The sequence below is a fragment of the Streptomyces sp. NBC_00358 genome (assembly GCF_036099295.1).
Classification (GTDB): Bacteria; Actinomycetota; Actinomycetes; order Streptomycetales; family Streptomycetaceae; genus Streptomyces.
The window spans coordinates 5,232,315-5,246,000 of record NZ_CP107976.1; the positions used below are offsets into that span (position 1 = coordinate 5,232,315).

Annotated in this window: 12 protein-coding genes; 5 read left to right on the forward strand and 7 right to left on the reverse strand. The window is 70.2% G+C overall.

Annotated features, from left to right (window positions below):
- Nucleotides 1-50: 50 nt before the first annotated feature.
- Nucleotides 51-2,450 (reverse strand): cation-translocating P-type ATPase, encoded by a 2,400-nt coding sequence (locus OHT01_RS22220; RefSeq protein ID WP_328554871.1) that lies wholly within the window; start codon nt 2,448-2,450, stop codon nt 51-53.
- A gap of 192 nt (nt 2,451-2,642) precedes the next feature.
- Nucleotides 2,643-2,918, reverse strand: a complete 276-nt coding sequence (locus OHT01_RS22225; protein WP_328554872.1) for a DUF2530 domain-containing protein — start codon at nt 2,916-2,918, stop codon at nt 2,643-2,645.
- 238 nt (nt 2,919-3,156) lie between these two features.
- On the opposite strand from OHT01_RS22225, the gene OHT01_RS22230 reads away from it, so the two are divergent.
- The gene (locus tag OHT01_RS22230) at nt 3,157-4,608 is read left to right on the forward strand and encodes an NCS2 family permease (protein ID WP_328554873.1); all 1,452 of its coding nucleotides are present in this window, start codon (nt 3,157-3,159) and stop codon (nt 4,606-4,608) included.
- Nucleotides 4,609-4,630: 22 nt separating this feature from the next.
- Here the strand turns inward: OHT01_RS22230 and OHT01_RS22235 are convergent, their stop codons facing one another.
- Complete coding sequence (locus OHT01_RS22235; protein WP_261701844.1) at nt 4,631-4,813, reverse strand: BrnA antitoxin family protein; 183 nt, start codon at nt 4,811-4,813, stop codon at nt 4,631-4,633.
- A gap of 144 nt (nt 4,814-4,957) precedes the next feature.
- Here OHT01_RS22235 and OHT01_RS22240 point away from each other — a divergent pair, with 144 nt between their 5' ends.
- The 3 genes from OHT01_RS22240 (at nt 4,958) to thpR (ending at nt 7,942) form a co-directional block, all read left to right on the forward strand.
- Nucleotides 4,958-5,395, forward strand: a complete 438-nt coding sequence (locus tag OHT01_RS22240) for a MarR family winged helix-turn-helix transcriptional regulator (protein ID WP_328554874.1) — start codon at nt 4,958-4,960, stop codon at nt 5,393-5,395.
- 250 nt (nt 5,396-5,645) lie between these two features.
- Entirely contained in the window at nt 5,646-7,010 is a 1,365-nt protein-coding gene (locus OHT01_RS22245) for an MFS transporter (RefSeq protein WP_405916783.1), read from the forward strand.
- A gap of 341 nt (nt 7,011-7,351) precedes the next feature.
- Entirely contained in the window at nt 7,352-7,942 is a 591-nt protein-coding gene (thpR, locus tag OHT01_RS22250) for an RNA 2',3'-cyclic phosphodiesterase (RefSeq protein ID WP_328554875.1), read from the forward strand.
- Between the two features lie 163 nt (nt 7,943-8,105).
- Here the strand turns inward: thpR and OHT01_RS22255 are convergent, their stop codons facing one another.
- Nucleotides 8,106-9,098, reverse strand: a complete 993-nt coding sequence (locus OHT01_RS22255) for an aldo/keto reductase (RefSeq protein WP_328554876.1) — start codon at nt 9,096-9,098, stop codon at nt 8,106-8,108.
- A gap of 137 nt (nt 9,099-9,235) precedes the next feature.
- Nucleotides 9,236-9,919: an SGNH/GDSL hydrolase family protein gene (locus OHT01_RS22260; RefSeq protein ID WP_328554877.1), complete on the reverse strand. Its 684-nt coding sequence runs from the start codon at nt 9,917-9,919 to the stop codon at nt 9,236-9,238.
- A gap of 141 nt (nt 9,920-10,060) precedes the next feature.
- Here OHT01_RS22260 and OHT01_RS22265 point away from each other — a divergent pair, with 141 nt between their 5' ends.
- Complete coding sequence (locus tag OHT01_RS22265; RefSeq protein WP_328554878.1) at nt 10,061-11,059, forward strand: WD40 repeat domain-containing protein; 999 nt, start codon at nt 10,061-10,063, stop codon at nt 11,057-11,059.
- 81 nt (nt 11,060-11,140) lie between these two features.
- Here OHT01_RS22265 and serC read toward each other — a convergent pair whose 3' ends face one another.
- Both serC and OHT01_RS22275 read right to left on the reverse strand, forming a co-directional pair.
- A complete protein-coding gene (gene serC / locus OHT01_RS22270; RefSeq protein ID WP_328554879.1) occupies nt 11,141-12,259 on the reverse strand; it encodes a phosphoserine transaminase in 1,119 nt (372 codons plus the stop codon).
- A 134-nt stretch (nt 12,260-12,393) separates the two neighbouring features.
- Nucleotides 12,394-13,617 (reverse strand): cytochrome P450 family protein, encoded by a 1,224-nt coding sequence (locus OHT01_RS22275; RefSeq protein ID WP_328554880.1) that lies wholly within the window; start codon nt 13,615-13,617, stop codon nt 12,394-12,396.
- Between the last annotated feature and the right edge of the window lie 69 nt (nt 13,618-13,686).

A 13,686-nucleotide genomic window follows, 5' to 3' on the forward strand; every position in this document is an offset into this window, starting at 1 on the left:
CCGCGTAGGAGGGCTGTTCCGCGTCCCCGGGAGGGGACCTGGAACAGTCCCTACGCGGGAACGCGGCGGTCCACCCACCTCCACAGGAACTCCAGGACGGCCGCCGCCACCACCGAGATCAGCACCGCGACCCACGGCATCGTCGCGCCGACCAGTTTCAGCGCGAAGAAGTGCTGCAGCTTCGGCACCACGAGCACCAGCACGAACGCCCCGCCCATCGAGGCGACGAGGCAGATCCGCCACCAGGTGTACGGCCGGGCGATGATCGCGAGCACCCACATCGAGACCAGGAAAAGCGTCAGCGTCGCGGCGCTGGTCTCCGCCTCCAGCGAGCCGTCCCCCGTGTAGTAGTGGCGTGCGATCAGGTACATCACGAAGGTGGCCACACCCGCGACGACCCCGCCCGGGATCGAGTACCGCATCACCCGCCGCACGAAGTGGGGCTGGGCGCGCTCCTTGTTGGGGGCGAGGGCGAGGAAGAACGCCGGAATGCCGATCGTCAGGGTGGACAGCAGGGTCAAGTGCCGTGGCAGGAAGGGGTATTCGACCTGCCAGCACACGACCAGGACGGCCAGCAGCACCGAGTAGACCGTCTTCACCAGGAAGAGCGTCGCGACCCGGGTGATGTTCCCGATGACCCGGCGGCCCTCCCCGACCACCGAGGGCAGCGTCGAGAAGCTGTTGTTGAGCAGCACGATCTGGGCCACCGCGCGGGTCGCCTCGGACCCCGAGCCCATGCTCACCCCGATGTCGGCGTCCTTCAGGGCCAGCACGTCGTTCACGCCGTCGCCCGTCATCGCCACCGTGTGCCCGCGCGACTGCAGGGCGGCGACCATGTCCCGCTTCTGCTGCGGGGTGACCCGCCCGAAGACCGTGCCCTTCTCCAGGGACTCCGCCATCTCCTGCGGCCCGTCCGGCAGCCGGCGCGCGTCCATGACCTCGCCGGTGAGCCCGAGCTTGCCGGCCACCGCGCCCACCGACACCGCGTTGTCGCCGGAGATGACCTTCGCCTTGACGTCCTGGTCGGCGAAGTAGCGCAGGGTGTCGGCCGCGTCGGGGCGCAGCCGCTGCTCCAGTACGACCAGCGCGGCGGGCCGCGCCGCCTCGGCGACGCCGGGGTCGTCGAGGTCCTTGGTGGTCCGCGCGAGGAGCAGTACGCGCAGGCCCTCCTCGTTCAGCCGCTCGGTCTCGGCGAGTGCCGCGTCCCCGGCGGGCAGCAGCACGTCGGGAGCGCCGAGCAGCCAGGTGCTCGACTCGCCGTTGCCCTCGCTGAAGCCGGCGCCGCTGTACTTGCGGGCGGAGGAGAAGGGCAGCGACTGGGTGCAGCGCCACTCCTCGCTGTCCGGGTAGGCGGCGATGATCGCCTGGAGGGAGGCGTTCGGCCGTGGATCGGACTCGCCGAGCGCGCCGAGGACCCTGCGCAGATACGGCTCGTCGGCGCCCTCCAGCGGCCGCAGTTCGGTGACGTCCATGCCGCCCTCGGTGAGGGTGCCGGTCTTGTCGAGGCAGACGGTGTCGATGCGGGCGAGGCCCTCGATGGCGGGGAGTTCCTGCACGAGGCACTGTTTTCGGCCAAGTCGGATGACCCCGATCGCGAAGGCGACGGAAGTGAGCAGGACCAGGCCCTCGGGGACCATCGGGACGATCCCGCCGACGGTCCGCGCGACGGAGTCCTTGAAGCCGTGCTGCTTCACGACGAGCTGGCTGATGACCAGGCCGATGGCGGTGGGGATCATCATCCACGTCACGTACTTGAGGATCGTGGAGATACCGCTGCGCAGCTCGGAGTGGACCAGCGTGAACCGGGAGGCCTCCTCCGCGAGCTGGGCCGCGTACGCCTCCCGGCCCACCTTGGTCGCCGTGAAGGCGCCGCTGCCCGCGACCACGAAGCTGCCGGACATCACGGGGTCGCCGGCGTGCTTGACCACCGGGTCGGCCTCACCGGTGAGCAGCGACTCGTCGATCTCCAGCCCGTCGGCCTCCGCGCAGGTGCCGTCGACGGCGACCTTGTCGCCCGGCCCGATCTCGATGAGGTCCCCGAGCACGATCTGCGACGTACTGATCTCGGCGGCGACCCCGTCCCTGCGGACGGTCGGTTTCACCTCGCCGACGACCGCGAGCGAGTCCAGCGTCTTCTTCGCCCGCCACTCCTGGATGATGCCGATGCCGGTGTTGGCGATGATCACGTAGCCGAACAGGCTGTCCTGGAACGGCGCCACGAACAGCATGATCAGCCAGAGCACGCCGATGATCGCGTTGAACCGGGTGAAGACGTTCGCCCGGACGATCTCGCCCACGGAGCGGCTGCTGCGCACCGGGACGTCGTTCACCTCTCCGCGCGCGACCCGCTCGGCCACTTCGGCGGCCGACAACCCCTCGGCCCGCCGGGAGGCGGGTATGGGCACGGGGTGCACGGGATCGAGTTCGGCTCCCGCGTCGATGTGGGTCATGCATTCGACGGTACGTGCGGATATGCGGCTTCACCCGCCGAGTACGCGAAAGTTCCGACCTGCGGAGGACCGGGGACGACGGCAGTCCTGCCGTGGGTGGAGAGGAACCTCGTTACTCCGTCAGGGGACCGCCGCGGTCCACTCCGTCACGGGGACGGCGGCGGAGGCCGCTCCGGCAAGGGACGGCGGCGGCTACTCCGTCGCGGGAGTGGCCGGGGACCCGGCGGCCGCGGCCCGCTTGATCGCGGCGTCGCGCTTGCGGACGTACCAGATGCCGATCAGTCCGAGGCCCGCGCCGGCCAGGCACGTCCACAGCCACCACAGGTGTCCGTGGTCGTCGAACCAGCCGTAGAACGGCACCTGCACCAGGAAGAGGACGAACCAGAGGATCGTGCCGCCCGTGATGGTGGCGACGACGGGGCCCTCCAGGGGCTCCGGCGCCTCGTGCTTGGGGGTCCACTTCGCCATGTGCACAGCTTACGAGGGTCGGCGACCGGTTGTGTTCGCACCCGGTCTCCCCTTGTACGGCAAGGGTCTACGCGCGGAGATAGCGATTTCCGACTCAGATGTTCATACTGAAACCGTCCGAGTCTGGCCAGTTGTATTCGTAGAAAACACCAACAGTGACCTGGGGGAACCTGTTTGGTGGGCGACCACTGACCGGGCTCGATCACGTCCCCGTCCCCCTGCACGTTTGAGGACCCGCATGTCCACCTCGGCCGCCACCAAGGCCCCCGCCCCGCAGGAGCCGGAGTCCCGGCCCACGCAGAGCACCCTCGACCGCTACTTCAAGATCTCCGAGCGGGGCTCCAGCCTCCCGCGCGAGATCCGCGGCGGTTTCGCCACCTTCTTCGCGATGGCGTACATCATCGTGCTGAACCCGATCATCCTGGGCAGCGCGAAGGACATGTACGGGCACCACCTCGACAACGGGCAGCTCGTCACCGCGACCGCGCTGACCGCGGCCTTCACCACCCTCCTCATGGGCGTCATCGGCAACGTGCCGATCGCGCTGGCGGCGGGCCTCGGCGTGAACACGGTCGTCGCCCTCCAGCTCGCGCCCCGGATGTCCTGGCCCGACGCCATGGGAATGGTGGTCCTCGCGGGCTTCATCGTGATGCTCCTGGTCGCCACCGGTCTGCGCGAACGCGTCATGAACGCGGTGCCGCTCGGCCTGCGCAAGGGCATCGCGATCGGCATCGGCCTGTTCATCATGCTGATCGGCCTGGTCGACTCCGGCTTCGTCACCCGCATCCCGGACATCGCCCAGACGACGGTCCCGCTCCAGCTCGGCACCGACGGTCACCTGCACGGCTGGCCGGTCCTGATCTTCATCCTCGGCACCCTGCTGACCCTCGCGCTGATCGTGCGCAAGGTGCCCGGCGCGATCCTCATCTCGATCGTCACCATGACGGTCGCCGCGGTGATCATCAACTCCGTCACCACCATCCCGTCCTGGGGTCTGACCACCCCGAAGTGGCCCGGCAACCCGGTCGCCAGCCCGGACTTCGGCCTGATCGGCCAGTTCAGCCTGTTCGGCGGGTTCAGCAAGGTCGGCGTGCTGACCGGCATCCTGTTCGTCTTCACCGTGCTGCTGTCGTGCTTCTTCGACGCGATGGGCACGATCATGGGCATCAGCGACGAGGCCAAGCTGACGGACGCGCAGGGCAACATGCCCGGCATCAACAAGGTCCTCTTCGTCGACGGCATCGCCGTCGCCGCGGGCGGCGCCTCCTCCTCCTCGGCCACCACCTGCTTCGTGGAGTCCACGGCCGGTGTCGGCGAGGGTGCCCGCACGGGCTTCGCGAACGTGGTCACCGGCGCGCTCTTCGCCGTCGCCCTGTTCCTGACCCCCGTCGCCACGATGGTCCCGTCCCAGGCCGCCACCCCCGCGCTGATCGCGGTCGGCTTCCTGATCATGTCCCACTCGGTCAAGGAGATCGACTGGGCGGACTACACGATCGCCATCCCGGCCTTCGTGACCATGATGATGATGCCGTTCACCTACTCGATCACCAACGGCATCGGGATGGGCTTCATCACCTTCGTCGTGCTGCGCCTGGCGGCGGGCCGCGGCCGTGACATCCCGGTCGCCATGTACGTGGTGTCGGCGGTGTTCACCTTCTACTACCTCATGCCGGCCCTCGGCCTGACCTGAGCGGCATCTGCCGTACGGGGGCTCAGGTGACCCCGTAGAACTTCTCCGTCTCCTCGACGGCGGTCTGGAACCGCTCGTCGAAGTCGTCGCGAATGAGCGTCCGGACCACATAGTCCTGGACGCTCATTCCGCGTTTCGCGGCATGTTGTCGGAGCCGGTCGAGCAGCTCCCCGTCCATACGCAGGCTGAGCACACTGGTCCCCATGAAGTCGAGGGTCGCCGCTTCCCGACCGGATTCGGGTCATTTTCCGGAGCGATCTCACTCGTATGAGTGATCTCCCGGCCGAATGGCGCCGTCCGCAGGGGCCCCATTGTTCTTTAGCGAGGGTAATGAGTTACGCTAAAGAACATGCCTGACCTCACCCATGGCGACGACGAGGCCGCCGTGAACGCCTTGCGCTCCGCAGTGATGCGGTTGTCGCGTCGACTCAAGCACCAGCGGGTCGACGAGTCGCTGAGCCCCACCGAGATGTCGGTGCTCGGCACCCTCGCCCGCTGCGGCAGTGCCACGCCCGGCGAACTCGCCCGCAAGGAACACGTGCAGCCCCCGTCGATGACCCGTATCGTCGCGCTGCTCGAAGCCAAGGAGCTCGTCAGGCTGGAGCCGCACCCCGAGGACCGGCGCCAGAAGGTCGTGACGCAGACCGACAAGGCGGAGGCGATGCTCGAAGAGAGCCGCCGCAAGCGGAACGCGTTCCTGGCCGGACTGGTCGAGGGCCTCGACGAGGACGAATGGGCGAAGCTCCGCGAAGCCGCCCCCGTCCTGGAGAAGCTCGCGCACATCTGACCGCCGGCGGCCCTCTTTCGCTCCCCGGTCCCGGACGGGATCACCGATCTCGGTCCGGATCACTGATCTCGGCCCGGATCGACGATCTCGGACGGGATCACCGGTCACGGTCCGGATCACTGATCTCGGACCGGAGCACCGGTCACGGTCCGGATCACCGGACACGGAGCACGGAGGGTCCGCCCTTCCCCGCAAGCGCCGACGCCCCCCATGACGCCGACGCCCCCGATCGCACTGGAGGCGAGCCCTTTTGAGTACGGGACCCGGAGCACACTCCGCCCCCGCACCAGCCACCCACGACCCCACAGCCGCCCGCGACTCCCCCCGCTCCACCTCGATGTTCAGCTCGCTGAAGATCCGGAACTACCGTCTGTTCTTCCTGGGCCAGGTCGTCTCCAACACCGGCACCTGGATGCAGCGCATCGCCCAGGACTGGCTGGTGCTGAGCCTCACCGGCTCCTCCGCCGCCGTCGGTATCACCACCGCGCTCCAGTTCCTGCCGATGCTGCTCTTCGGGCTGTACGGCGGTGTCCTCGTCGACCGTCTCCCCAAGCGCCCCACGCTGCTGGTGACCCAGACGGCGATGGCCCTCACCGGCCTCGCGCTCGCCTTCCTCACCCTCTCCGGCCACGTCCAGGTCTGGCACGTCTATGTCGCCGCGTTCGCCGTCGGTATGGCCACCGTCGTCGACAACCCGGCACGCCAGTCCTTCGTCTCCGAGATGGTCGGCCCCGGCCAGCTTCAGAACGCGGTCAGCCTGAACTCGGCCAACTTCCAGTCCGCGCGGCTGGTCGGCCCCGCCGTCGCGGGCCTGCTCATCACCGGGGTCGGCACCGGCTGGGCCTTCCTTCTGAACGGCCTGTCGTTCGTGGCCCCCATGGCGGGCCTGCTGCTGATGCGCGCCCGTGAACTGCATGTCGTCGAGCGGGCGCCGCGCGGCAAGGGCCAGCTCCGCGAAGGCCTCCGCTACGTCGCCGGCCGCCCCGAACTGATCTGGCCGATCGTTCTCGTCGGCTTCATCGGCACCTTCGGCTTCAACTTCCCCGTCTGGCTGTCGGCGTACGCGGACGACATCTTCCACTCGGGCGCGGGCGCCTACAGCCTCTTCAACACGCTGATGGCGCTCGGCTCGCTGGCCGGCGCGCTGCTCGCCGCCCGGCGCGGCACGGCCCGGCTCCGCCTGCTGATCGCGGCGGCGGTCGCCTTCGGCGCGCTGGAGGTGGTGGCGGCGACGGCTCCCACACTCTGGCTGTTCGCGCTCCTGATGGTGCCGATCGGCATCTTCGGACTGACGGTGAACGTCACCGCGAACACCTCGGTCCAGATGGCCACCGACCCGGCCATGCGCGGCCGCGTCATGGCGCTGTTCATGATGGTCTTCGTGGGCGGCACACCGCTGGGCGCGCCGCTGATCGGCTGGGTCACCGACGTCTACGGACCCCGGCTGGGCTTCGCGCTCGGCGGACTGGTCTCGATGGCCGCGGCGACGGCCATCGGTCTGGTGCTGGCCCGCCTGGGCGGCCTGCGGGTCTCCCTGGGCTGGCACCACGGCAGGCCCAGGATCCGCTTCGTCCCGCGCGCGCAGAGCGAGGAGCAGCTCGCCACCGCCGCGTGACAGACATCGCCCCGGAGGCGGTCGGCCCGTTCGAAGGGCCGGCCGCCTCACGCGTGCGGTGGCCGGCGTTCGCGCACGGCAGCCGAGCTCCGCGTGCGGCAGCCGAGCCCCGCGTGCGGTGGCCGAGCTCCGCGTGCGGTGGCCGAGCTCCGCGCACGGCAGCCGAGCTCCGCGTGCGGTGGCCGAGCCCCGCTCACGCGGGAAGGCCGGGGGTTCCCGGTGGTACCGGCCCGCTCCGCCCGCCTGCGCCTCACGCGTATCTGCGGAGGCCGGGGTCCGGGGGAGCGGGCCGCTGCGTCCGGTCCCGTGTGCCGGTCGCCGTTCCCTGGAAGGGTGGACCCATGAGACTCTTCGCGGCGGTACTGCCCCCGGCCGATGCGGTGCGTGAACTCGCCCCGGAAGTGGACGCGTTGCGGCGGATGCCGGGCGCGGACACGCTGCGCTGGACGGGCCGGCCCGGCTGGCACTTCACCCTCGCGTTCTACGGCGAGGTGGCGGACGACGTCGTCCCGGACCTCGCGGAACGGCTGCTCCGGGCCGCCCGTCGCACCGACCCCTTCCCGCTGTCCCTGCACGGCGGCGGGCACTTCGGCGGGCGGGCCCTGTGGGTGGGGGCCGCCGGTGGCCTGGAGACCATGCGGCTGCTGGCCGACCGGGCGGAGGCGGCGGGCCGCAAGGCGGGCGTCGAGATGGAGGAGCACCGCCGCTACCGGCCGCATCTGACGGTGGCCCGCAGCCGTGACTCCGCGGACTTCAAGCCGTACGTCGCCGCCCTGGACACCTTCGCCGGGAAGCCCTGGACCGTGGGTGAGCTGTGTCTCGTCCGCAGCAACCTGCCGGTGTCGGGAGTGCCCGGTGAGCAGCCCCGATACGAGACGGTGACGAGCCGGCCGCTGGGGGCGGGCGACGGGACCGACCGCGCGGCCGGTTAACCTCGATGGCGTGAACCCGAAGACCCGTAACCGGATCATGGCCGGTGTGCTCGTGCTGATGTTCTTCGTCGTGGCCATGGCGGCGGCGGTCAGATAGCGACCGCCGCCGCCGGACGCCGGCGGCCGGCGGACGGCGACCGCCGGTGCCGGACGCGTCGCCCTGTTACCAGGCGAACGCCTCCGGGGACGGCCCCGGGCCCGGGAAGATCTCGTCGAGACCCTCCAGGACCTCCTCCGACAGTTCCAGTTCCGCCGCGCGCAGCGCCGACTCCAACTGCTCCGCGGTGCGCGGGCCGACGATCGGGCCGGTGACACCCGGACGGGTCAGCAGCCAGGCCAGCGCGGCCTCTCCGGGCTCCAGGCCGTGCTTCTCCAGCAGATCCTCGTACGCCTGGATCTGGGCGCGTACGGCCGTGTTGGCGAGGGCGTCGGCGGACCGGCCGCTCGCCCGTCGGCCGCCCGCGACCTCCTTCTTGATCACGCCGCCCAGCAGTCCGCCGTGCAGCGGCGACCAGGGGATGACACCGAGCCCGTACTCCTGCGCGGCCGGGATGACCTCCATCTCGGCGCGGCGCTCGGCGAGGTTGTAGAGGCACTGCTCACTGACCAGGCCGATGGTGCCGCCGCGGCGGGCGGCGATCTCGTTGGCCTGGGCGATCTTGTAGCCGGGGAAGTTGCTGGACCCCACGTAGAGGATCTTCCCCTGCCGCACGAGGACGTCGATCGCCTGCCAGATCTCCTCGAAGGGAGTGGACCGGTCGACGTGGTGGAACTGGTACACGTCGATGTAGTCGGTCTGGAGCCGCTTGAGGCTCGCCTCGACCGCCCGCCGGATGTTCAGGGCGGAGAGCTTGTCCTGGTTGGGCCACGGAGCACCCTCGGTGCCCATGTTCCCGTACACCTTGGTGGCGAGGACCGTGCGGTCCCGGCGGTCGCCGCCCTTGGCGAACCAGTTCCCGATGATCGATTCCGTACGGCCCTTGTTCTCGCCCCAGCCGTACACGTTCGCCGTGTCGAAATAGTTGATTCCGGCGTCCAGCGCCGCGTCCATGATGGCGTGGCTGTCGGCCTCGTCGGTCTGCGGTCCGAAGTTCATCGTGCCGAGGACGAGCCGGCTGACCTTGAGCCCCGTGCGTCCGAGCTGTGTGTACTTCATGGTTCACCAGCCAACGGCGTGGAGTGCGCTCTAGGCAAGAGCGGGCCGGGTGACGGCGCGGAGGCCGGACGGACTTCCGCGGAGGTGCCCGGGTGAGGGCGCACCCGCCCGGGTGACCGGGCAACACCCTTCCTCTGTCAGGCGGGTTGGGCCGTGTACGGCTCGCCCAGGTCCCAGGCCTGGTGCATCGCCTCCGCGAAACCCTCCGCGATCTTGTGCTCGCCGTTCGCGTTCGGATGGGTGCCGTCGTACGTGTCGAAGGTGACGTCGTACGAGGCGGGCGGGGACGCCAGCAGCAGCGGGGAGCGCGGCTCGTCGAGGTCGGCGACCGTCTTGGCGAGCAGCTCGTTGAACGCGGTGACCTGGGTGGCGAAGGGCGCGTCGGTCTCGGCGCGGACGTTCGGTATCACCGGGAGCAGGACCATGCGGACGCGCGGGTTGGCGGCGCGGGCCTCCGCGACGAAGGCGCGGGCGTTCTCGGCGGTCTGGACGGCGTTCGTGTAGAAGCCGAGGTCGATGAGCCCGAGGGACACCAGCAGGACGTCGGCACGCTGCGCGCGGACCGCCTCGCGGATCAGCGGGGCCATGTGCAGCCAGCCCTCGCCCCAGCCGGCCAGGTGCGCGCGGGGGAACTCCGGGTCCGCGTAGTCGTACGAGTCGGGGGACTCCGTCGCCTTGTCGTAGAGCGTCTCGCGCGGACCGACGATCTTGAACGGGCCCCCGTACGTCGCGCGCAGATGCTGCCACATTCGGTAACGCCATGTGTGTTCGCCCGCGCTACCGATCGTCATGGAGTCGCCGACGGGCATGAACCTGAGCATCCGCTCATCATGAACGATCGGTCGGGGTGCCATCAGCCGTGACGGTGTGAGGCTGGACACTCCGTCGCGGGGCCCGGCCGGACGGCGGGTCCGGGGTATGCGCCGGTCTGAACGGGCCGGTGGGATGGCAGGCTTGGGGGCATGCGCCGATCGCCCTCGTTCGTGTCCGGAGCCACCGCCGGAGCCGTTGCCGGAGCCGCCCTCGTCGTCGCCCTGGCGGCGCCCGCCCTCGCCGACGGCGGGGACGGCGGGTTCACCATCAAGGACCCCCGGATCAAGGAGTCCAGCGGCCTGGCCGCCTCACGCCTCCACCCCGGCATCTACTGGACCCACAACGACAGCGACGACGGGCCCTATCTGTACGCCGTCGACAGCAGGACCGGCCGGACCGTCGCCACGGTCACCATGAGCGGGGTCGGCGCGCCCCGGGACGTCGAGGCGATCTCCATCGGCCCCGACGGCGACCTCTACGCCGGTGACATCGGCGACAACCTCGGCGGCAAGTGGGACCACGTGTGGATCTACAAGCTCCCCGAGCCCAAGGTGCTCAAGGACCAGACGATCCGCGCCACCCAGTACGTCGTGAAGTACTCCGACGGCCCCCGCAACGCGGAGGCGCTGATGGTGCATCCCAAGACGGGGCGCGTCTACATCGCCGACAAGAACGAGGACGGCGGCCACCTGTACGAGGGTCCCGCCCGTCTCTCCGCGACCGGCACCAACATCTTCAGGCCCGTCGCCACCATCGACCTCTGGGTCACCGACGGCGCCTTCTCGCCCGACGGCCGGCAGCTCGCCGTACGCGGCTACTTCGGCGGCATCGCGTACACCTGGAACGACGGCCGGATCAAACGGCAGAGCCGGCTGAACGTACCCCTCCAGGGCCAGGGCGAGTCCATCACGTACACCACCGACGGATCGAAGCTCATGTACGGCAGCGAGGGCGCGGACAGCCCCGTACAGCCGGAGGACGCGCCCGGTACCGGCGGCTCCGGCTCCAAGTCGCCCTCCAAGGACGGCGGTTCGGCCGCGGCGGGCGGGAACGGCGGCCTGGGCGGCGGGATCAAGTTCGGCGCCATCGCGGTCGCCGCCCTCTTCGCGGTGTTCCTCGGCTTCAGGAGGCTGCTGCGCCGCGGCTGACCGCGCCGCTCCCGCCACCCGTACGACGACGAGGGGCGCCCGGCACGCTCACGCGCCGGACGCCCCTCGTCGCAGGAACGGCTAGAGCTTCTCGATCACGTAGTCGATGCAGCGCGTCAGCGCCTCGACGTCCGCCGGGTCGATCGCCGGGAACATCGCGACGCGCAACTGGTTGCGGCCGAGCTTGCGGTAGGGCTCGGTGTCGACGATGCCGTTGGCGCGCAGGACCTTGGCGACGGCGGCCGCGTCGATCTCGTCGGCGAAGTCGATCGTGCCGATGACCTGCGAGCGCTTGGCCGCGTCCGTCACGAACGGGGTGGCGTACTTGCTGTCCTCGGCCCAGCGGTACAGGCGGGTCGAGGAGTCCTTCGTCCGGGCCGACGACCAGGCGAGGCCGCCCTGGCCGTTGATCCACTCAAGCTGCTCGTTGAGCAGGAAGAGCGTGGTGAGGGCCGGGGTGTTGTACGTCTGGTTCTTACGGGAGTTGTCGATCGCCGTGGGCAGCGAGAAGAACTCCGGGATGTGCCGGCCGGAGGCGTGGATCCGCTCGGCGCGCTCGACCGCGGCCGGGGAGAACACGCCGATCCACAGGCCGCCGTCGGAGGCGAAGGACTTCTGCGGGGCGAAGTAGTAGACGTCCGTCTCGGCGATGTCGACGGGCAGGCCGCCCGCGCCGGAGGTGGCGTCCACCAGGACGAGGGAGCCCTCGTCGGCGCCCGCGACGCGCTTGATCGGGGCGGCGACACCGGTCGAGGTCTCGTTGTGGGTGAAGGCGTAGACGTCGACGCCCGCCTCGGCGACCGGCTCGGGGTGCGTGCCCGGGTCGGAGGAGACCACGGTCGGCGCGGCGAGCCACGGGGCGAGCTTGGCCGCCTTCGCGAACTTGGAGGAGAACTCGCCGAACGTGAGGTGCTGCGACTTGTTCTCGATCAGGCCGTGCGTCGCGACGTCCCAGAACGCGGTGGAGCCGCCGTTGCCGAGGACGACCTCGTACCCGTCGGGCAGGGAGAACAGCTCGCTCACGCCCTCGCGCACCTTGCCGACCAGGTTCTTGACCGGGGCCTGGCGGTGGGATGTGCCGAGCAGAGAGCTGCCGGTCGCGGCCAGCGCGTCCAGAGCCTCCGTCCGCACCTTGGAGGGGCCAGCGCCGAATCGTCCGTCGGCGGGCTTGATGTCAGCGGGGATCTGGATATCAGCCACGCCGGGAGCCTAGCCGTTCCGGGAAACCTGGGTGAAACGTCGTCCGTCGGCTGAGACGGTCGGGTTGACGCGGGCCGGCGTGGCCACCGTCGTCGGAGGGGCCGTGGCGGGCCCCTCCGACGAGCGGTTTCACCTCATTCGGCGATCAGCCGTACCGGCAGCTCGAACAGGTCGTTCTGCGTCACCACCGGCTTGTTGCGGAGTTCCGACACCGGGACCGCGAGGTCCAGGGACGGGAAGCGCTCGTACAGGGCCGGCAGGGCGACGGCCGCCTCCAGACGGGACAGGGCCGCGCCGGGGCAGACGTGGGGCCCGTGGCCGAAGGAGATGTGCCGGTTCTTGCCGGTGCGGCTGATGTCGAACTCGCCCGCGGTGGGACCGTGGGCGTTCTCGTCGCGGCCGATCGCGCCGTACGACACGATGAGCGCGTCGCCCGCCGGGATCACCTTGTCGCCCACGGGGACGTCCTCCGTCGCGAAGCGGATGAGGACGTGCGAGGTCGGGGTGTCGTAGCGCAGGGTCTCCTCGACCACCGCGGACCAGTCGGCCTCGCCGGACAGCACGAGGGCGCGCTGGTCGGGGTGGGCGGAGAGGTTGACGACCGCGTTGACGATCAGGGAGATCGTCGTCTCGTGCCCCGCCGCGACCATGAGCTGGAGGGTGGAGACGATCTCCGCGTCGGTGAGGTGGTCGCCGTCCTCGGAGGCCAGGATCAGCGCGCTGGTCAGGTCGTCGCCCGGCTCGGCGCGCTTCGCCGCCACCGTCTCCGCCATGATCCCGGCCAGCTCGGTGAGCGTCGCGATGACCTCGGCCGGCGGGGTCTGCGTCGAGAAGAACTTCTCGAACAGCTCCTTCAGGCGCGGCAGCCGGGACTCCTCGATGCCCATGAGGTCGGCGATGACGTACATGGGCAGGGGGTAGGCGAAGTCGGCCTTCAGGTCGACGACATCGCCCGTGAGGTTGTCGAGCAGACTCTCCGTCAGCTTCGCGATCCGCTCACGCATCTGCTCCACCCGGCGCGGTGTCAGCGCCTGCGCGACCAGGGTGCGCATCCGCCGGTGGTCCGCGCCGTCCACGGTGAGCATCGAGCGGCCGGGGTTGGCGAGTCCGATCAGCGGCCAGTCGGGGGCGATCTCGCCGCGCTGCCAGGCACCCCAGACGTTGATGTCCTTCACCAGACGGGGGTCCGTGAGCAGGGCGCGCGCCTCGGCGTGGTGGGTGACCGCCCACACCGGCACACCGCCGGGCAGTTCGACGGCGGCGAGCGGCCCGGCTGCGCGCAGCGCGGCACTCTCGCCGTCCAGATCGGTGACGAAGGGGTCCAGGACTATGCGGGTCTCTTCGGTACCGGTGGTCATGCGGGGATGCCTCCAAGGGCTGGGGTGGGGGTTACTGCGGCTCCCGGGGGCAGGGGGCAGCCCCGGGCC

What these genes read in the sequence shown, in the direction of transcription:
- OHT01_RS22265 (WP_328554878.1), top strand. Translation starts at nt 10,061, where the DNA reads ATGCGCCGATCGCCCTCGTTCGTGTCCGGAGCCACCGCCGGAGCCGTT.
- OHT01_RS22235 (WP_261701844.1), bottom strand. Translation starts at nt 4,813, where the DNA reads ATGGGGACCAGTGTGCTCAGCCTGCGTATGGACGGGGAGCTGCTCGAC.
- thpR (WP_328554875.1), top strand. Translation starts at nt 7,352, where the DNA reads ATGAGACTCTTCGCGGCGGTACTGCCCCCGGCCGATGCGGTGCGTGAA.
- OHT01_RS22225 (WP_328554872.1), bottom strand. Translation starts at nt 2,918, where the DNA reads ATGGCGAAGTGGACCCCCAAGCACGAGGCGCCGGAGCCCCTGGAGGGC.
- OHT01_RS22275 (WP_328554880.1), bottom strand. Translation starts at nt 13,617, where the DNA reads ATGACCACCGGTACCGAAGAGACCCGCATAGTCCTGGACCCCTTCGTC.
- OHT01_RS22240 (WP_328554874.1), top strand. Translation starts at nt 4,958, where the DNA reads ATGCCTGACCTCACCCATGGCGACGACGAGGCCGCCGTGAACGCCTTG.
- OHT01_RS22260 (WP_328554877.1), bottom strand. Translation starts at nt 9,919, where the DNA reads ATGCTCAGGTTCATGCCCGTCGGCGACTCCATGACGATCGGTAGCGCG.
- OHT01_RS22230 (WP_328554873.1), top strand. Translation starts at nt 3,157, where the DNA reads ATGTCCACCTCGGCCGCCACCAAGGCCCCCGCCCCGCAGGAGCCGGAG.
- OHT01_RS22255 (WP_328554876.1), bottom strand. Translation starts at nt 9,098, where the DNA reads ATGAAGTACACACAGCTCGGACGCACGGGGCTCAAGGTCAGCCGGCTC.
- OHT01_RS22220 (WP_328554871.1), bottom strand. Translation starts at nt 2,450, where the DNA reads ATGACCCACATCGACGCGGGAGCCGAACTCGATCCCGTGCACCCCGTG.